This window comes from Pseudomonas sp. H2_A10 (assembly GCF_054680085.1).
The window spans coordinates 5,121,047-5,139,138 of record NZ_CP162821.1 but is presented as its reverse complement, the minus strand read 5'-3'; the positions used below and the strand labels follow the sequence as shown (position 1 = coordinate 5,139,138).

The window sequence follows — 18,092 nt, the reverse complement described above, 5'->3', positions numbered from 1 at the left end:
CTTGCTCCCGATGGGCAAAGGCCCTTCGGTGTATCAGTCCGGCTCGCAGCCCTTGAGCACCAACCGGATAATCGTCTGCGCCGCCGCTTCATAATCGGCTTCATCCAGCTTGGCCTTGCCGGTTACCGCGGAGATCTGCCAGTCGAAATCGGCGTAGGTCTGGGTCGCGGCCCAGATGCTGAACATCAGGTGATGAGGGTCAATGGCGGCTATCAAACCGCGATCCACCCAGCTCTGGATGCACTCGATATTGTGCCTGGCCTGGGCATTGAGCTGTTCGACCTGCTCGGCGCTCAGGTGAGGGGCGCCGTGCATGATTTCGCTGGCGAACACTTTTGAGGCAAACGGCAGGTCGCGGGAGATGCGGATTTTCGAGCGGATGTAGTTGCCGAGCACCACCGAAGGGGCGCCGTCTGGGTTGAACGGTGTGGAGGCCGCCAGGATCGGCTCGATAATACTTTCGAGCACCTCGCGGTAGAGGTTGTCCTTGGATTTGAAGTAGTAATAGACGTTGGGCTTGGGCAGCCCGGCCTTGGCGGCGATGTCGCTGGTTTTGGTCGCGGCGAAGCCCTTGTCGGCAAACTCCTCGCTGGCCGCCCGCAGGATTTTTTCTTTGTTGCGCTCGCGAATGCTGCTCATAAACCAGGAACTTCCTTGCCAAGACCGGCGGTTGCGCATGGTAGCACCGGCCATCCGCGAGCCTCAACAATGTGCCCGCAAAGCTTTGCGCCGCGTTATGCTCGCGCCATCTTTCTTTATACGGATGCCCGATTCATGGCAGGAAGCAGCTTGTTGGTGTTGATCGACGATATCGCCGCGGTACTCGATGACGTCGCCCTGATGACAAAAATGGCCGCGAAGAAGACGTCCGGCGTGCTGGGCGACGACCTTGCGCTTAACGCCCAGCAGGTCAGCGGCGTGCGTGCCGAGCGGGAAATCCCCGTGGTATGGGCGGTGACCAAGGGCTCGTTCGTCAATAAGCTGATCCTGGTGCCCACGGCGCTGCTGATCAGCGCGTTTGCACCCTGGGCGGTCACACCGCTGTTGATGCTCGGCGGCGCGTATCTGTGTTTTGAGGGGTTCGAAAAACTCGCGCATAAATTCCTGCACAGCAAGGCAGAAGATCAAACCGAACATGCCCGATTGGTCGAAGCCGTGGCCGACCCGGCGACCGACCTGGTGGCCTTCGAAAAGGACAAGATCAAAGGCGCGATCCGCACCGACTTCATTCTCTCGGCGGAAATCATCGCCATCACTCTCGGCATCGTGGCCGATGCGCAACTGACGCAGCAGGTGATCGTGTTGTCCGGTATCGCCATTGTGATGACGGCGGGCGTGTATGGGCTGGTGGCCGGTATCGTCAAGCTGGATGACCTGGGCCTGTGGCTCACGCAGAAGCCCGGCCAGGTGGCGCGCAGTATCGGTGGCGGCATCCTGCGTGCGGCGCCGTACATGATGAAGAGCCTGTCGGTGATCGGCACGGCGGCGATGTTCATGGTCGGTGGCGGCATCCTGACCCACGGCGTGCCGGTGGTGCATCACTGGATCGAGACGGTGAGCCAGAGTGTCGGTGGCCTGGCGTGGTTGATGCCTACAGTGCTCAATGCGGTGGCGGGGATTATTGCCGGGGCCGTCGTGCTGGCGGTTGTATCGATACTTGGCAAAGCATGGCGAGCGGCGAAACGCTGATTCGTTCGTATCGAGTAGAGTTTGAAACGCTGTTTAAGATTAATCCTACAGTTCGGTTTTCCAGGCATTTATAGGATGCGTCGCGCTTCTTCATGTGAAGTGGCGCGATAAAAAATGGATCGATAAGGGGTTAAGGATGAACTGGTGTTTTCAAGCGATAAAAAACTATGCCAAGTTCAGTGGGCGAGCCTGTAGACGGGAGTATTGGGCGTTTGCAGTAATGGACGCAATGGTTATGTTGGGCTCCGTAGTGGTAGCGAACCAGGCAGGTATTTATTCGAATCCGTGGTTCTACGTTCCATTTGGTATCTACGTGTTGTTTATGATTCCACCCGCGTTGTCAGTGACCTTCCGGCGGCTCCATGACGTAAATGTCACGGGAGCTTACGTCCTTTGGCTTTTGATACCGGTAGTTGGTTTTATCCTGGTGTCCATTCAGTTGTTCACCCAAGGCGATAGGGGAGTGAACGATTACGGCGTGCCTCCAAATGAATTATGAGAAATTCCAGAAAATATTAGCTGAGTAAGAGATTAAAAATCAGCGCGATAAAAAAGGCCATTCAATCGAATGGCCTTTTTTGTGCGCGCTGTTTACTCGGCAATCTGCAACTTGCGCGATTCGGTATAGATATACCGCACCTTCTCATACTCGAACGGCGAGTTCATCTGACCGTAGCGGAAGCTGGTCTGGTAGCGCTTGTCCACGGCACGCAGGGCCCAGATTTCCGGGTGGTTGGAGCTGACTTCGGAGACGTTCAGGAAGTTGATCTGGGACTCCGCGGTGTAATCCACCAGCAAGCCGCCGGTGTCGCGCAGATTTGACGGGCCGAAGATCGGCAGCACCAGGTAGGCGCCACCGGGTACGCCGTAGAAGCCCAGGGTCTGGCCGAAGTCTTCGCTTTGGCGCGGCAGGCCCATGGCGGTGGCCGGGTCCCACAGGCCGGCAATACCGACGGTAGTGTTGAGCAGCAGGCGCCCGGTGGTTTCCAGGGAGCGATGCCCCTTGAGTTGCAACAGGCTGTTCAACAGGTTGGGCACATCGCCCAGGTTGTTGAAGAAATTGCTCACGCCGGTGCGCAGGAAGCTTGGTGTGACGTAGGTATAGCCGTTGACTACGGGCAGGAACACCCATTGGTCGAAACGGTAGTTGAAGTGATAGACGCGGCGGTTCCACGACTCCAACGGGTCATACACGTTGAGCGCGGTGAGCGACGACCGCTCGAATTCGCGCTGGTCCAGGCCCGGGTTGAACTTGAGCTTGGTCAACGGCTCCTTGAAGCCATCGGCATCGATCGTCACCGGCTCGTGGGCCTTGCTGTTGTCGGCATTGGCGACGCCTGCGCACATCAGCGCGGCGAGCAGCAAAAGATATTTAGCCACGGAAGAACTCCAGCATGGCGTCGGCGTTGACGCGGTAATTGAGGTTGCCGCAATGGCCGCCCAGCGGGTAGACGGTCAGGCGATCGCCGAAGGTTTTACGCAGGAAGCCGAGGTCGCCCGGGCCCAGGATGACATCGTCGGCGTTGTGCATCACGGCGATTTTCGGGCTGGTATGCAGGTAGTCCTTAAGGGCGTACAGGCTGACCTGGTCAACCAGTTGCAGCAGGCTGCCGCCGTCGGAGCGGGCGCGCCACATCGGGATCACCTGCTCGGTGAGGTAGCAGTCGAAGTCGCACTGCAGCGCACGCTTGAGGAATGGCGTAAGGCTGGTGCTTTCGGTGATCGGGTACTTCGGCGGGATGATCAGGCCGCGGCGGTTGATCAGGTCCGAGGTGAAGGCGATGTCGGCCGCCGAGAAGCGGAACGAGGTGCCGATCAGCATGGCCATCTGTTCGTTGGTCAGGTGTTGCTTGGATTGCTGGAAGTCGTAGAGCAGGGCGTCGTTGAGGTCGATGTAGCCTTTTTGCTGGAAGTAGCGGGTCAGCTTGTTCAGCACCAGCTCATAGAAGGTGGTGGTGTTGTTGATGCCCTTCACCTCGGTCTGCACCAACTTGTCGAGGTTGGTGATCGAGGTGTAGAGGTTGACCGGCGGGTTCAGCAGCAAGACTTTCTTGAAGTTGAAGCTGCGGCGGGTTTCGTCGAGCTTGCTGACGAATGCCGCATCCAGGGCACCCAGGCTATAGCCGGTGAGGTAGAAGTCGGTCACCGGCAGCGAGGCGTTCTGCGCCCGCACGGCTTGCATTACACGATACATGTCTTCGGCGTCTTCCTGGCTGATGCCGGGGGTGGCGAAGCGCGACGCGGAGGCGATGAAGTCAAAGCTGGTGGGCGACGACAGTTGCACCACGTGGTAGCCAGCCTGGTAGTACAGTTTTTTCAGGTATTCGTTGATGCTGCTGTCAAACCGCGCACCGGTGCCCGCGATTAGGAAGATCAGCGGTGCGGCGCGGTCTTGCTTGGCGATGCGATAGGTGAGTTTCTTCACTGCCCAGAAGTTGTCCGGCAGGCTGAACTCGCGCTCGGGGCGCATGGTCAGGGTGTAGTCGGACTGGTTGATCTCGTCGTCGGTCGGCAATTTGGGCCGAAGGTCAGGCGGGGTGGTGGCGATGGTCGCTTCGAACGGGTTGGTCAAAGGGTAGCCATAGCTGGCTTGGTCGATGTCGACCGCCAGTGCTGACGCACTCAAAAAAAGGCTGCCCAGTAAGGCAGCACAGCGCAAGGAACGGAGCATGACTTAATCCCTAAGAGGAAACGTGCTGAATGAAGTTCGCAGGCTATGACCACCGCCGTATCACCGAAGTGCCAGCACTCAGTGCGAAAATTCGGAAATACCGTCGGAATCGGCGTAATAGTAGCGAGACGATACACTTTGCCACGCATGGGTGAATACAAATTGTGTGTATGTACCTTGCTAACGGCCGCCGGCGCATTAAGCTGAGCGCCGTTTTTGTCTATCGGAGTGCTCCATGTCCCGCCGCTTGCCGTTGATTTTGCTGCTTATTGCCCTGCCGTTATGGCTGGCTGCCAGTTATGCCGCACGTTACGGCTTCGTGGAGGATGGCCAGTGGGTCGGTATTTGTGTTGACGACGCCAGTCGCTGGGAGTGTCAGTTGCGTTCGAACCTGGGCCTGCTGATCCATTTCAAGGTGCTGGGCTGGACCGCGCTGATGACCTCGGTGCTGGCGTTTTTCGTACCGGGCCGTGGCGGATGGGGCTTGGCGGTACTGGGGCTGGTGTTCGGGCTGCCGGCCCTGGCGTTGTACAACACCACATTTGCGGTGTTTTCGGTGGTGATTGCGGGGTTGCGGTTGGTCAGGCAGCCCCGATAGCGCTCTTAAGCCTTGCGCACCCGCAGGCAACGCCACAGGGCTAACGCCATAAGCAGGCTGACTACCGCCCACCCCCATGCCTGCTGATTCAACAGACTTTCCCGGTACAACTGCGGCGCAATGCCGGCACCGATGATGAAGGTCAGCAACGCAATCTCCCGACGCGGCCCGGTCACCGGGCGCACCAGGTAAATCAACGCCGGTAGCACCAGTGCCGCACTCGGGAAGCTGCGGTAGCGCGGGTCGAACACCAGCGCCAGCATCATCACCGCGCCTGCGAACCCTGCGATCGCGACCAGCCAGCCCGCACGATGCTCCAGCCAGTTGAAGGCACGCTGGCGCCATCCTTCGCGGGCGCCCAAGGCCAAGGCGGCGTGAGCCAGCACCAGCAGGTTCAACAGCACCAGCAAGCCTGCCCATACCCACTCATCATTAAAACGGGCCGTGATACGGGTGAGTTCAGCAAAGGTGCCGATGGAACACGCAGCAACGGCGCCGAGCAGCGGCAGCGCGAGTGCGTTGCGCGCGCTGCGCACGCGACCACCGAGTGCCAACGTAGCCAACAGGATGGCGCCGCCCACGCCCAGCCATAGCGGCCAATAAGGCACATTGGTCACCGGCCCGGCGAGGATACCCTTGTCCTGGCGGTCGGCGTCGAACAGGCCCCAATACCCGCCCACGGCCCCTTCACTGGCACGCTTCCACGGCTGGTCGAAGGCTTCGATCAGGTTGTAGCGCCAGCCATTGGCTTCGGCCATGGCCACGAAGCCGCGCATGAATTTGGCTTCATTGACCCGGCTCGGCACCGCCGTTTCGCGCTGGCGACCTTCGCTGGGCCAGCCGGTTTCGCCGATCAGCACATCCTTGGGCGCGAATTTGTTGCCGAAGGTCTGGCGCACTTCGCCCACATGCTTAAGGGCCTGGTCGATGCCGGACGGGTCATCTTCCCAGTACGGCAACAGGTGGATGGTGAGGAAATCCACCGCCGGGGCGATTTCCGGGTGTTGCAGCCAGAACTCCCAGACATCCGCATAGGTCACCGGTTGCTTGATTTGGCCTTTGACTTTTTGGATCAGTCGCACCAGTTGCGTGGCGGTGACCTCTTTGCGCAGCAAGGCTTCATTGCCGACGATCACCGAAGTCACGACATCGGGGTTGGCGTTGGCCGAGGCAATCAACTGATCGACTTCCTTTTCGGTCGCCACCGGGTCGCTGCTGACCCAGGCGCCGATCATCAGCTTCAACCCATGTTTGCGCGCCAGGCCAGGCAAGGCTTCCAGCCCGGTCATGGAGTACGTGCGGATGCATTCGAAGCGCGTGGCCAGCAGCGCCAGGTCGGCGTCCATGCGTGCAGGGCGCAGTGTGAAAGGCTGGTCGAACGGCGATTGGTCCTTGTCGAACGGCGTGTAGGACGCACATTGCAGCTTGTGGCTGGCACTGGCCACGTCCGGCAGCGCCACCGGCCGGCCGAGGCCGTACCAGTAGCCGGCAATGGCCAGCAGGCCAAGGATCAGAGCGAAGCAATAGGGCAGGGCAGGGAAGCGGGCAGTCGCGGGCATGGTCGGCTTATCTGGGGGAGCAAAGGCGCGCATCTTACCCGGATTTGGCCCTCGCCAGTGGCAGCAGCATGTTTTTGACATGCAAACTTCGGGCGGGATTTTGACGCCATGTCCTCATAATCGTCCTGCTGGCGATGTGATGTCGTTTCTTGCTTACCTGAGGTCGCTGACAGAGCAGGTCGATGAACCCGGCAGGTTGATGATCAGGCTGTCAGCACTCCACTGATACCGCAGCCACCGGATCGATGCGCGTGAAGGGGGCGTGGTGCACCACATAACAACAGGTTGACGTCGCTCGGCATCCGTCGGGCGCAGCACTTTCGGGGAAGTACGATGAAGATGCGACGACTCTTGGGCGCGGCTGCCACTCTGGTAGTTGCGATGAGCTCCACACTGGCCAGTGCCGACAGCAAAACCCTGAGCATCGGCTACGTGGATGGCTGGTCGGACAGCGTTGCCACCACCCACGTGGCGGCAGAAGTGATCAAACAAAAGCTCGGTTATGACGTGAAACTGCAAGCGGTCGCCACCGGGATCATGTGGCAGGGCGTTGCCACCGGCAAACTCGACGCCATGCTCTCCGCCTGGCTGCCGGTGACCCACGGTGAGTACTGGACCAAGAACAAGGACAAGGTGGTCGACTACGGCCCCAACTTCAAAGATGCCAAGATCGGCTTGATCGTGCCGGAGTACGTCAAGGCCAAGTCCATCGAAGACCTCAAGACCGACACCACCTTCAAGAACAAGATCGTCGGTATCGACGCCGGTTCAGGCGTAATGCTCAAGACCGACGAAGCCATCAAGCAGTACGGTCTCGATTACAAACTGCAAGCCAGTTCGGGTGCGGCGATGATCGCTGAACTGACGCGTGCCGAAGATAAGCAGGAATCCATTGCCGTCACCGGTTGGGTGCCACACTGGATGTTCGCCAAGTGGAAACTGCGTTTCCTGGACGACCCAAAAGGGATTTATGGTGCTGCTGAGACCGTCAACAGCATCGGCAGCAAGGGCCTGGAGAAGAAAGCGCCGGAAGTCGCGGCCTTCCTGAAAAAATTCCAGTGGGCCTCCAAGGATGAAATCGGTGAAGTCATGCTCGCCATCCAGGAGGGCGCCAAGCCTGAAGCAGCGGCCAAGGATTGGGTCGCCAAGCACCCTGAGCGTGTGGCCGAGTGGACCGCTAAGTAATTCACTACCTTGATGCAATCCCTTGTGGGAGGGGGTTTGCTGCCGATTGCGGTGTGCCAGTTAAGCAATATTGACTGACATGCCGCAGTCGGGAGCAAGCCCCCTCCCACATTGGTTTCACCCTCCCGCAAATGTTTCTGCGCCCTCCCAATCCCTCGCTACACTCGATCTACTACTAAGGTCGTCTGGAACCTGTTCGGCAGCCGCATACAGTGGCCATGTTCCAATAATAAAAAAGCTGTGCTGCGAGGATAAAAACAATGAACGACAGCATTTACCTCTCGATTCAAAACAGCCCGCGTTTCAAGGAGCTGGTGAGAAAAAGGGAAAGGTTCGCCTGGATTCTCTCGGCGATCATGCTAGGGCTTTACTCCGCTTTCATCCTGTTGATCGCTTACGGGCCACAAGTACTGGGGGCCAAGCTCAGCCCTGGTTCGTCGATTACCTGGGGCATTCCCCTGGGCGTCGGGCTGATTGTGTCCGCTTTCATTTTGACCGGCATTTACGTGCGTCGGGCCAATGGCGAGTTTGACGACCTGAACAATGCGATTCTCAAGGAGGCTGCGCAATGATCCGTCGTCTACTGGCAGTATTCGGCGCTTCGCTTTTTGCTCCTGCCGTTTGGGCGGCGGACGCATTGACCGGTGAAGTGCACAAGCAGCCGCTGAACATCTCGGCCATCGTGATGTTCATCGCATTCGTCGGTGCCACCCTGTGCATCACTTACTGGGCTTCCAAGCGTAACAAGTCGGCGGCCGACTACTATGCGGCCGGCGGCAAGATCACCGGTTTCCAGAACGGCCTGGCGATTGCCGGTGACTACATGTCGGCGGCATCCTTCCTGGGGATTTCCGCGCTGGTGTATACCTCTGGCTATGACGGCTTGATCTACTCGATCGGCTTCCTGGTGGGCTGGCCGATCATTCTGTTCCTGATCGCCGAGCGCTTGCGTAACCTGGGTAAATACACCTTTGCCGACGTGGCGTCCTACCGCCTCGGGCAAACCCAGATCCGCAGCCTGTCGGCCTGTGGTTCGCTGGTGGTGGTGGCGTTCTACCTGATCGCGCAGATGGTCGGCGCGGGCAAGCTGATCCAACTGCTGTTCGGCCTGGACTACCATGTAGCGGTGATCCTGGTCGGCATCCTGATGTGCATGTACGTGCTGTTCGGCGGCATGCTGGCCACCACGTGGGTGCAGATCATCAAGGCCGTGCTGCTGCTGTCCGGTGCTTCGTTCATGGCGCTGATGGTGATGAAGCACGTCAACTTCGACTTCAACATGCTGTTTTCCGAGGCGATCAAGGTTCACCCCAAAGGTGAAGCGATCATGAGCCCTGGCGGCCTGGTGAAAGACCCGATCTCGGCATTCTCCCTGGGCCTGGCACTGATGTTCGGTACCGCCGGCCTGCCGCACATCCTGATGCGCTTCTTCACTGTAAGCGACGCCAAGGAAGCGCGTAAGAGCGTGCTGTACGCCACCGGTTTCATCGGCTACTTCTATATCCTGACCTTTATCATCGGCTTTGGCGCGATCCTGCTGGTGAGCACCAACCCGGCGTTCAAGGATGCTGCCGGCGCACTGTTGGGCGGTAACAACATGGCGGCGGTGCACCTGGCCAACGCAGTGGGCGGCAGTATCTTCCTGGGCTTCATCTCGGCCGTGGCCTTCGCCACCATCCTGGCGGTGGTTGCCGGTTTGACCCTGGCCGGTGCTTCGGCGGTGTCCCATGACCTGTATGCCAGTGTGATCAAGAAGGGCAAGGCCAACGATAAGGACGAGATTCGTGTGTCGAAGATCACCACCGTGGCCTTGGGCGTGCTGGCCATCGGTCTGGGTATCCTGTTCGAAAGCCAGAACATCGCATTCATGGTGGGCCTGGCGTTCTCGATTGCCGCCAGCTGTAACTTCCCGGTGTTGCTGCTTTCCATGTACTGGAAAAACCTCACCACCCGTGGCGCGATGATCGGCGGCTGGCTGGGCCTGATCAGTGCCGTGGGCCTGATGGTGCTGGGTCCGACCATCTGGGTGTCGATCCTGCACCATGAAAAAGCGATCTTCCCGTACGAATACCCGGCGCTGTTCTCGATGATCATCGCGTTCGTGGGTATCTGGTTCTTCTCCATCACCGACAAGTCGGCGGCGGCAGAGAAAGAGCGTGCACTGTACTTCCCGCAGTTTGTGCGTTCGCAGACTGGCCTGGGGGCGAGTGGGGCGGTTAACCACTAAGGTTGTCGCTGGATAAGAAGTGCCCCGGTCGCAAGGCCGGGGTATTTTTTTATCTGGGGTTCTGGGGTGTCTGGGCTATGGCTTGCTCCCGATAGCGGTAGATCAGGAGACACAAATAAGAACGGCCTCCACTAAGGGAGGCCGTTTTCAGTACAACTTAAGCTGATTGCTTACTTGCGATCTTCCAGCTTGGTAATGTCGCGCGACTCGTAGCCGGTGTACAGCTGGCGCGGGCGGCCAATCTTGTACGGGCTGGAGAGCATTTCTTTCCAGTGGGAGATCCAGCCCACGGTCCGCGCCAGGGCGAAGATCACGGTGAACATGCTGGTTGGAATGCCGATCGCCTTGAGGATGATCCCCGAGTAGAAATCGACGTTCGGGTACAGCGAGCGCTCGATGAAGTACGGGTCGGTCAAGGCGATCTCTTCCAGGCGCATGGCCAGTTCGAGTTGCGGATCGTTCTTGATGCCCAGTTCCTTCAACACTTCGTCGCAGGTCTGCTTCATCACGGTGGCGCGCGGGTCGCGGTTCTTGTAGACCCGGTGACCGAAGCCCATCAACTTGAACGGATCGTTCTTGTCCTTGGCCTTGGCGATGAAGGTGTCGATGTTGGAGACATCGCCGATTTCATCGAGCATGGTCAATACGGCTTCGTTCGCGCCGCCGTGGGCAGGGCCCCACAGCGCGGCGATGCCGGCGGCGATGCAGGCGAACGGGTTGGCACCCGAAGAGCCCGCCAGGCGCACGGTGGACGTCGAGGCGTTCTGCTCGTGGTCGGCATGGAGGATGAAGATCCGGTCCATGGCCTTGGCGAGTACCGGGCTGATCGGTTTGATCTCGCACGGGGTGTTGAACATCATGTGCAGGAAGTTTTCCGCGTACGTCAGGTCGTTGCGCGGGTACATCATGGGTTGACCCATGGAGTACTTGTAAACCATTGCGGCCAGGGTCGGCATCTTGGCAACCAGGCGGATCGCGGAGATTTCGCGATGCTGCGGGTTATTGATGTCGAGGGAGTCGTGATAGAAGGCCGACAGGGCGCCGACCACGCCGCACATGACGGCCATCGGGTGGGCGTCGCGACGGAAGCCGTTGAAGAAGGTCTTCAACTGCTCGTGAACCATGGTGTGGTTCTTCACGGTGCTGACGAACTGGGCTTTTTGCTCGGCTGTTGGCAATTCGCCATTTAGCAGCAGGTAGCAGGTTTCCAGGTAGTCCGACTTTTCAGCCAGTTGCTCGATCGGGTAGCCCCGGTGCAGCAGAATGCCATTGTCGCCGTCGATATAGGTGATCTTCGACTCGCAAGAGGCGGTCGACATGAAGCCTGGGTCGAAAGTGAAACGGCCCGTGGCCGTCAGGCCCCGTACGTCGATTACATCGGGACCAACGGTGCCGGTTAAAATGGGCAGCTCGACGGGGGCTGCGCCCTCGATGATCAACTGCGCTTTTTTGTCAGCCATGTGGCCTCCTATTTATGCTTCAAATCATCAGACAGACCCCCCACGCAGGGCCCGCACCACTATAGTGAGATAAATTCAGATGTCAATTTGCCTAAAGTCTTGCTCCAGAAGGCTTTAACCGTACTTTTTCGTCGAAATTAACTGCCATTTACGCCTTTTATCCCGCCAGCGCAATCCGCTATTAGGGTGAGGTGCGCGCGTTGTCATTAGTAACCTAACTGTCTATACTCGGCCACCGACCGCCAAGGGCTTTTGGGCTTGCTTTCATTGGGGGTCGCACTCCCTGGGTGGTGCTTACCTGACCAGTCGCACTCCCCAACAACTTTGCCCTGATTGTTAGGGGCTCTTCAGTGTGAAAAAAAGCCGTGAATAGCCAACGACCTGTAAACCTAGACCTAAGGACCATCAAACTCCCCATCACCGGCGTTACGTCGTTCCTGCACCGTGTTTCCGGCATCATCCTGTTCCTGGGCTTGGGCATCATGCTTTATGCATTGAGCAAATCCCTGGGTTCCGAGGAAGGTTACGCCGAGGTGAAGGCATGCTTGACCAGCCCGCTGGCCAAGTTCGTAGCATGGGGCCTCCTGTCCGCTCTGCTGTATCACCTGGTAGCCGGTGTGCGCCACTTGATCATGGATATGGGCATCGGTGAGACGCTGGAAGGCGGCCGCCTGGGCTCGAAAATCATCATCGCCATTTCCGTGGTGCTGATCGTTCTGGCAGGAGTTTGGATATGGTAACCAGCGTAACGAATCTGTCGCGTTCGGGCCTCTATGACTGGATGGCACAGCGTGTGTCTGCGGTCGTTCTCGCGGCTTATTTCATTTTCCTGATCGGATACCTCGTCGCAAATCCGGGCATCGGCTATGAGCAATGGCACGGCCTGTTTTCCCACAATGCGATGCGAATCTTCAGTCTGCTGGCCCTTGTAGCCCTGGGCGCTCACGCCTGGGTCGGCATGTGGACCATCGCGACCGACTACCTCACGCCGATGGCGCTGGGCAAGTCTGCGACCGCAGTCCGTTTCCTCTTCCAGGCTGTATGCGGCGTCGCGATGTTCGCTTACTTCGTCTGGGGTGTGCAGATTCTTTGGGGTATCTGATTCATGGCTAACATTCCTACTATTTCCTTCGACGCCATCATTATTGGTGGCGGCGGTGCCGGCATGCGCGCAGCGCTGCAGCTGGCCCAGGGTGGTCACAAGACTGCCGTGATCACCAAGGTGTTCCCGACGCGGTCCCACACCGTTTCGGCCCAGGGTGGCATCACTTGCGCCATCGCCTCCGCCGACCCGAACGATGACTGGCGCTGGCACATGTACGACACCGTCAAGGGCTCCGACTACATCGGTGACCAGGACGCTATCGAATACATGTGTCAGGAAGGCCCTGCCGCGGTGTTCGAGCTGGACCACATGGGTCTGCCGTTCTCCCGTACCGAGCAAGGTCGTATCTACCAGCGTCCATTCGGCGGCCAGTCGAAGGATTACGGTAAAGGCGGCCAGGCTGCCCGTACCTGCGCGGCTTCCGACCGTACCGGTCACGCGCTGTTGCACACCCTTTATCAAGGCAACCTGAAAGCCGGTACTACGTTCCTGAACGAGTACTACGCGGTCGACCTGGTAAAGAACGCCGACGGCGCATTTGTTGGCGTGATCGCCATCTGCATCGAAACCGGTGAAACCACCTACATCCGCGCCAAGGCTACCGTGCTGGCGACCGGCGGTGCAGGCCGTATCTACGCCTCGACCACCAACGCCCTGATCAACACCGGTGACGGCGTCGGCATGGCTCTGCGTGCAGGCGTGCCGGTACAAGACATCGAAATGTGGCAGTTCCACCCAACCGGCATCGCCGGCGCCGGTGTACTGGTAACCGAAGGTTGCCGTGGCGAAGGTGGCTACCTGATCAACAAGCACGGCGAGCGTTTCATGGAGCGTTATGCTCCGAACGCCAAGGACCTTGCCGGTCGTGACGTGGTTGCCCGTTCGATGGTTAAAGAAATCATCGCCGGCAACGGCTGTGGCCCTAACGGTGATCACGTACTGCTGAAACTCGATCACCTGGGTGAAGAAGTACTGCACAGCCGCCTGCCAGGTATCTGCGAGCTGTCCAAGACCTTTGCCCACGTTGACCCAGTGGTTGCTCCGGTTCCGGTTGTTCCAACCTGCCACTACATGATGGGCGGCGTGCCGACCAACATTCATGGCCAGGCGATCACCCAGAACGCCGAAGGCGTGGACGAGATCATTCATGGCCTGTTCGCCGTAGGCGAAGTGGCGTGCGTATCGGTTCACGGTGCCAACCGCCTGGGCGGCAACTCGCTGCTCGACCTGGTGGTATTCGGTCGCGCTGCCGGCCTGCACTTGGAAAAAGCCCTGACCGACGGCATCGAATACGATGACGCCACCGACGCCAACATCGAGACCGCCCTCGCGCGCCTGAACGCTCTGAACGAGCGTACCGATGGTGAAGACGTGGCGACCCTGCGTCGTGAACTGCAAAGCTGCATGCAGAACTACTTCGGTGTGTTCCGTACCGGCGAATACATGCAGAAGGGTATCGCCCAGTTGGCTGACCTGCGCAAGCGCATCGCCAACGTCAAGATCAACGATAAGAGCCAGGCGTTCAACACTGCTCGTATCGAAGCCCTTGAACTGCAAAACCTGCTGGAAGTGGCTGAAGCGACTGCGATCGCCGCCGAGGTTCGTAAAGAATCTCGTGGTGCTCACGCTCGTGAAGACTTTGAAGATCGCGACGACGAAAACTGGTTGTGCCACACCCTGTATTTCCCGGGTGACAAGCGCGTAACCAAGCGTGCCGTGAACTTCTCGCCGAAGACGGTGCCGACGTTTGAACCGAAGATTCGGACTTACTAAGGGTGGCTGCCATGTTGAAAGTCAGTGTTTATCGCTACAACCCTGATCAGGACGCCGCGCCGTTCATGCAGGAATTCCAGGTCGATACCGGTGGTAAAGACCTGATGGTGCTGGATGTATTGGCACTGATCAAAGAGCAGGACGAAGGTTTCTCCTATCGTCGCTCTTGCCGTGAAGGTGTGTGCGGTTCCGACGGCATGAACATCAACGGCAAAAACGGCCTGGCGTGCATCACGCCGCTGTCGGCCGTGGTCAAAGGCAACAAGCTGATCGTTCGTCCTCTGCCAGGTTTGCCGGTTATCCGTGACCTGGTCGTCGATATGAGCATCTTCTACAAGCAATACGAGAAAGTTAAGCCGTTCCTGCAGAACGATACGCCGGCTCCGGCCATCGAACGTCTGCAGTCCCCTGAAGAACGTGAAAAGCTCGACGGTCTGTACGAGTGCATCCTGTGCGCCTGCTGCTCGACTTCGTGCCCGTCCTTCTGGTGGAACCCGGACAAGTTCCTGGGCCCAGCTGCACTGCTGCAAGCGTACCGCTTCCTGGCAGACAGCCGTGACACCAAGACGTCCGAGCGTCTGGCTTCGCTGGATGACCCGTTCAGCGTATTCCGCTGCCGCGGGATCATGAACTGCGTCAACGTATGTCCTAAAGGCCTGAACCCGACTAAGGCCATTGGTCACATCCGTAACATGTTGCTGCAAAGCGGCGTGTAACTGACGTTGCAATAGAGCAGGACCGTTGTGCCCGTAAATGCTGCGGCGCAGGCTTCAACCGGCGCCGTAGTTTTAACTTGAGCAGCGACTTACAAAGCCGCAGCTCTTATTTTGAAGAAATGAGACAAGCAGGGGCATTCGGGTTGGTACCCGAACTATCAGCGTGATCCTAAGTGGCTTGTTTTGGTCGCTGCACTTGGCCTTTTGCAAGCAAACTCGGTGTTTTCGCCGGTGGTGTCCCCAAATCGAGGGTGACCAAGCATGCAAGAAAGCGTGATGCAGCGCATGTGGAACAGCGGCTATCTTTCAGGTGGTAACGCTGCCTATGTGGAAGAGCTTTATGAGCTCTACCTGCACGACCCTAACGCTGTGCCAGAAGAATGGCGCACCAAATTTCAGACGTTGTCTTCAGACGGCAACGCTGCCACCGATGTATCGCACGCAACAATTCGCGATCAATTTGTGCTGCTGGCAAAGAACCAGCGCCGCGCCCAACCGGTTTCCGCCGGCAGCGTGAGCAGTGAGCATGAGAAGAAGCAAGTTGAAGTACTGCGACTGATCCAGGCCTCACCGCATGCGCGGCCACCAGGCGGCCCAGCTTGACCCGCTGGGGCTCTGGCAGCGTCCTGCACCGGCTGACCTGTCGATCAATCATTACGGCTTGACCAATGCCGATCTTGATACGACCTTCCGTGCCGGCGACCTGTTCATCGGCAAAGAGGAAGCGAGCCTACGCGAAATTCACGAAGCGTTGCAGCAGACATATTGCCGCACCATTGGCGCTGAATTCACGCACATCACCGATTCCGAGCAACGCCACTGGTTCCAGCATCGTCTGGAAGGCGTGCGTGGCCGTCCGGTGCTGTCCGCCGACGTGCGCAGCCACCTGCTTGAGCGCGTCACCGCAGCCGAAGGCCTGGAAAAATACCTGGGTACCAAATACCCGGGTACCAAGCGTTTTGGTCTGGAAGGCGGCGAAAGCCTGATCCCGATGCTCGACGAGCTGATCCAGCGTTCCGGTTCCTACGGTACCAAGGAAATCGTGATCGGCATGGCTCACCGTGGTCGCTTGAACGTGTTGGTCAACACCTTCGGCAAGAACCCGCGCGAGCTGTTCGACGAGTTCGAAGGCAAGAAGAAGGTCGAGTTGGGTTCCGGTGACGTTAAATACCACCAGGGCTTCTCGTCCAACGTGATGACCACCGGCGGTGAAGTTCACCTGGCCATGGCCTTCAACCCATCCCACCTGGAAATCGTTTCTCCGGTGGTCGAGGGTTCGGTCCGTGCTCGTCAGGACCGTCGCAACGACACCACCGGTGAAAAGGTTCTGCCGATTTCCATCCACGGCGACGCGGCGTTCGCCGGTCAAGGCGTGGTTCTGGAAACGTTCCAGATGTCGCAGACCCGCGGTTTCAAGACCGGCGGTACTGTTCACATCGTCATCAACAACCAGGTTGGCTTCACCATCAGCAACCCGCTGGATGCGCGCTCCACCGAGTACGCCACCGACGTTGCCAAGATGATCCAGGCGCCGATCCTCCATGTGAATGGTGATGATCCGGAAGCCGTGCTGTTCGTGACCCAACTGGCTGTCGACTACCGCATGCAGTTCAAGCGTGACGTGGTGATCGACCTCGTGTGCTACCGCCGTCGCGGTCACAACGAAGCCGACGAACCGAGCGGCACCCAGCCGTTGATGTACCAGCAGATCACCAAGCAGCGCACCACCCGTGAGCTGTACGCCGAAAGCCTGACCAAGGCCGGTGTGATGGATGAGGCGCGTGTTCAGGCGAAGATCGATGAATACCGCAACGCCCTGGATAACGGCCTGCATGTAGTAAAAAGCCTGGTCAAAGAGCCGAACAAAGAGTTGTTCGTGGACTGGCGTCCGTACCTGGGTCACACCTGGACCGCGCGTCACGACACCTCGTTCGACCTCAAGACCCTGCAGGAACTGTCCGCCAAGCTGCTGGAAATCCCAGAAGGCTTCGTGGTGCAGCGCCAGGTTGCGAAGATCTACGAAGACCGTCAGAAGATGCAAGCCGGTGGCCTGCCGATCAACTGGGGCTACGCCGAAACCATGGCGTACGCGACCCTGGCGTTCGAAGGTCACCCGATCCGCATGACCGGTCAGGACATCGGCCGCGGTACGTTCTCGCACCGTCATGCGGTGCTGCACAACCAGAAAGACGCGGGCACCTACATCCCGTTGCAGAACCTGTACGAAGGCCAGCCACGTTTCGACCTGTACGATTCGTTCCTGTCCGAAGAAGCCGTGCTGGCGTTCGAATACGGTTACTCCACCACCACGCCTAACGCGCTGGTGATCTGGGAAGCCCAGTTCGGCGACTTCGCCAACGGTGCCCAGGTGGTTATCGACCAGTTCATCACCAGCGGCGAGCACAAGTGGGGCCGCCTGTGCGGTCTGACCATGCTGCTGCCGCACGGTTATGAAGGTCAGGGGCCTGAGCACTCCTCGGCCCGTCTGGAGCGTTACCTGCAACTGTGCGCCGAGCACAATATCCAGGTGTGCGTGCCGACGACCCCGGCCCAGATCTACCACTTGCTGCGTCGCCAGGTGATCCGCCCGCTGCGCAAGCCGCTGGTCGTGCTGACGCCCAAGTCGCTGTTGCGTCACAAATTGGCCATCTCGACCCTGGAAGATCTGGCCGAAGGTTCGTTCCAGACCGTTATTCCGGAAATCGACACGCTGGACGCCGCCAAAGTCACTCGCTTGATCCTGTGCAGCGGCAAGGTCTACTACGATTTGCTGGAAAAACGCCGTGCCGAAGGCCGCGAAGACATCGCCATTGTGCGTATCGAGCAGCTTTACCCGTTCCCGGAAGATGACCTCATGGAGATCATCGCGCCTTATACCAACCTCACGAACGTGGTCTGGTGTCAGGAAGAACCGATGAACCAGGGCGCCTGGTACAGCAGCCAGCATCACTTGCGTCGCAGCATCGGCAATCACAACAAGGCCCTGGGCCTGGAGTATGCCGGTCGTGATGCTTCTGCTGCGCCTGCGTGTGGCTATGCGTCGATGCACGCCGAGCAGCAGGAAAAACTGCTGCAAGATGCTTTCACTGTTTAACGCCTTCGCGCTGAC

General features: G+C 58.8%; 15 protein-coding genes and 1 pseudogene. 11 read left to right on the top strand and 5 right to left on the bottom strand.

All coding sequences use genetic code 11. From position 1 onward, the window contains the following. Positions 1–33 precede the first annotated feature (33 nt). A complete protein-coding gene (locus AB4O23_RS23835; protein WP_017529321.1) occupies positions 34–639 on the bottom strand; it encodes a TetR/AcrR family transcriptional regulator in 606 nt (201 codons plus the stop codon). 135 nt (positions 640–774) lie between these two features. Between AB4O23_RS23835 and AB4O23_RS23830 the strand changes: the two genes are divergently transcribed. Both AB4O23_RS23830 and AB4O23_RS23825 read left to right on the top strand, forming a co-directional pair. Beyond that, a complete protein-coding gene (locus tag AB4O23_RS23830; RefSeq protein WP_460150282.1) occupies positions 775–1,689 on the top strand; it encodes a DUF808 domain-containing protein in 915 nt (304 codons plus the stop codon). A gap of 136 nt (positions 1,690–1,825) precedes the next feature. Further along, positions 1,826–2,188, top strand: a complete 363-nt coding sequence (locus AB4O23_RS23825; RefSeq protein ID WP_078823841.1) for a DUF805 domain-containing protein — start codon at positions 1,826–1,828, stop codon at positions 2,186–2,188. Between the two features lie 92 nt (positions 2,189–2,280). On the opposite strand, the gene AB4O23_RS23820 is transcribed toward AB4O23_RS23825, so the two are convergent. Beyond that, entirely contained in the window at positions 2,281–3,069 is a 789-nt protein-coding gene (locus AB4O23_RS23820; protein ID WP_003172793.1) for an MlaA family lipoprotein, read from the bottom strand. Continuing rightward, on the bottom strand, positions 3,062–4,360 hold the full coding sequence (locus AB4O23_RS23815) for a serine/threonine protein kinase (RefSeq protein WP_141063719.1): 1,299 nt from the start codon (positions 4,358–4,360) through the stop codon (positions 3,062–3,064). Before AB4O23_RS23815 ends, AB4O23_RS23820 begins: the two co-directional genes overlap by 8 nt. Before the next feature lie 235 nt (positions 4,361–4,595). On the opposite strand from AB4O23_RS23815, the gene AB4O23_RS23810 reads away from it, so the two are divergent. Then, positions 4,596–4,958 carry a hypothetical protein gene (locus AB4O23_RS23810; protein ID WP_460150281.1) on the top strand — a complete coding sequence of 121 codons (363 nt, stop codon included), beginning with the start codon at positions 4,596–4,598 and terminating at the stop codon, positions 4,956–4,958. Positions 4,959–4,963: 5 nt separating this feature from the next. On the opposite strand, the gene AB4O23_RS23805 is transcribed toward AB4O23_RS23810, so the two are convergent. Further along, positions 4,964–6,517 (bottom strand): glycoside hydrolase family 17 protein, encoded by a 1,554-nt coding sequence (locus AB4O23_RS23805; RefSeq protein ID WP_223496476.1) that lies wholly within the window; start codon positions 6,515–6,517, stop codon positions 4,964–4,966. 333 nt (positions 6,518–6,850) lie between these two features. Between AB4O23_RS23805 and AB4O23_RS23800 the strand changes: the two genes are divergently transcribed. The 3 genes from AB4O23_RS23800 to AB4O23_RS23790 all read left to right on the top strand — a co-directional run bounded on the left by AB4O23_RS23800 (position 6,851) and on the right by AB4O23_RS23790 (position 9,929). Beyond that, on the top strand, positions 6,851–7,702 hold the full coding sequence (locus AB4O23_RS23800) for a glycine betaine ABC transporter substrate-binding protein (protein WP_017529315.1): 852 nt from the start codon (positions 6,851–6,853) through the stop codon (positions 7,700–7,702). Positions 7,703–7,962: 260 nt separating this feature from the next. Beyond that, the gene (locus AB4O23_RS23795) at positions 7,963–8,274 is read left to right on the top strand and encodes a DUF485 domain-containing protein (RefSeq protein WP_016972153.1); all 312 of its coding nucleotides are present in this window, start codon (positions 7,963–7,965) and stop codon (positions 8,272–8,274) included. After that, on the top strand, positions 8,271–9,929 hold the full coding sequence (locus AB4O23_RS23790) for a cation acetate symporter (RefSeq protein ID WP_017529314.1): 1,659 nt from the start codon (positions 8,271–8,273) through the stop codon (positions 9,927–9,929). Before AB4O23_RS23795 ends, AB4O23_RS23790 begins: the two co-directional genes overlap by 4 nt. A 170-nt stretch (positions 9,930–10,099) precedes the next feature. Here the strand turns inward: AB4O23_RS23790 and gltA are convergent, their stop codons facing one another. Continuing rightward, on the bottom strand, positions 10,100–11,389 hold the full coding sequence (gene gltA, locus AB4O23_RS23785; RefSeq protein ID WP_014717728.1) for a citrate synthase: 1,290 nt from the start codon (positions 11,387–11,389) through the stop codon (positions 10,100–10,102). A 365-nt stretch (positions 11,390–11,754) separates the two neighbouring features. On the opposite strand from gltA, the gene sdhC reads away from it, so the two are divergent. From sdhC to AB4O23_RS23760, 5 genes and pseudogenes are all read left to right on the top strand, one after another. Then, entirely contained in the window at positions 11,755–12,129 is a 375-nt protein-coding gene (sdhC, locus tag AB4O23_RS23780; RefSeq protein ID WP_003172804.1) for a succinate dehydrogenase, cytochrome b556 subunit, read from the top strand. Then, complete coding sequence (sdhD, locus tag AB4O23_RS23775; RefSeq protein WP_003172805.1) at positions 12,123–12,491, top strand: succinate dehydrogenase, hydrophobic membrane anchor protein; 369 nt, start codon at positions 12,123–12,125, stop codon at positions 12,489–12,491. The genes sdhC and sdhD overlap by 7 nt, the downstream gene beginning before the upstream one ends. A 3-nt stretch (positions 12,492–12,494) precedes the next feature. Continuing rightward, positions 12,495–14,267 carry a succinate dehydrogenase flavoprotein subunit gene (gene sdhA, locus AB4O23_RS23770; protein ID WP_017529313.1) on the top strand — a complete coding sequence of 591 codons (1,773 nt, stop codon included), beginning with the start codon at positions 12,495–12,497 and terminating at the stop codon, positions 14,265–14,267. Positions 14,268–14,278: 11 nt separating this feature from the next. Further along, entirely contained in the window at positions 14,279–14,983 is a 705-nt protein-coding gene (locus AB4O23_RS23765; RefSeq protein ID WP_003172807.1) for a succinate dehydrogenase iron-sulfur subunit, read from the top strand. Positions 14,984–15,244: 261 nt separating this feature from the next. Continuing rightward, positions 15,245–18,077, top strand: a pseudogene (locus AB4O23_RS23760) (2-oxoglutarate dehydrogenase E1 component). The last annotated feature ends 15 nt before the right edge of the window (positions 18,078–18,092 follow it).

What these genes read in the sequence shown, in the direction of transcription:
- AB4O23_RS23835 (WP_017529321.1), bottom strand. Translation starts at nt 639, where the DNA reads ATGAGCAGCATTCGCGAGCGCAACAAAGAAAAAATCCTGCGGGCGGCC.
- AB4O23_RS23765 (WP_003172807.1), top strand. Translation starts at nt 14,279, where the DNA reads ATGTTGAAAGTCAGTGTTTATCGCTACAACCCTGATCAGGACGCCGCG.
- AB4O23_RS23825 (WP_078823841.1), top strand. Translation starts at nt 1,826, where the DNA reads ATGAACTGGTGTTTTCAAGCGATAAAAAACTATGCCAAGTTCAGTGGG.
- sdhA (WP_017529313.1), top strand. Translation starts at nt 12,495, where the DNA reads ATGGCTAACATTCCTACTATTTCCTTCGACGCCATCATTATTGGTGGC.
- AB4O23_RS23795 (WP_016972153.1), top strand. Translation starts at nt 7,963, where the DNA reads ATGAACGACAGCATTTACCTCTCGATTCAAAACAGCCCGCGTTTCAAG.
- AB4O23_RS23790 (WP_017529314.1), top strand. Translation starts at nt 8,271, where the DNA reads ATGATCCGTCGTCTACTGGCAGTATTCGGCGCTTCGCTTTTTGCTCCT.
- AB4O23_RS23810 (WP_460150281.1), top strand. Translation starts at nt 4,596, where the DNA reads ATGTCCCGCCGCTTGCCGTTGATTTTGCTGCTTATTGCCCTGCCGTTA.
- AB4O23_RS23800 (WP_017529315.1), top strand. Translation starts at nt 6,851, where the DNA reads ATGAAGATGCGACGACTCTTGGGCGCGGCTGCCACTCTGGTAGTTGCG.
- sdhD (WP_003172805.1), top strand. Translation starts at nt 12,123, where the DNA reads ATGGTAACCAGCGTAACGAATCTGTCGCGTTCGGGCCTCTATGACTGG.
- AB4O23_RS23815 (WP_141063719.1), bottom strand. Translation starts at nt 4,360, where the DNA reads ATGCTCCGTTCCTTGCGCTGTGCTGCCTTACTGGGCAGCCTTTTTTTG.
- gltA (WP_014717728.1), bottom strand. Translation starts at nt 11,389, where the DNA reads ATGGCTGACAAAAAAGCGCAGTTGATCATCGAGGGCGCAGCCCCCGTC.
- AB4O23_RS23805 (WP_223496476.1), bottom strand. Translation starts at nt 6,517, where the DNA reads ATGCCCGCGACTGCCCGCTTCCCTGCCCTGCCCTATTGCTTCGCTCTG.
- AB4O23_RS23830 (WP_460150282.1), top strand. Translation starts at nt 775, where the DNA reads ATGGCAGGAAGCAGCTTGTTGGTGTTGATCGACGATATCGCCGCGGTA.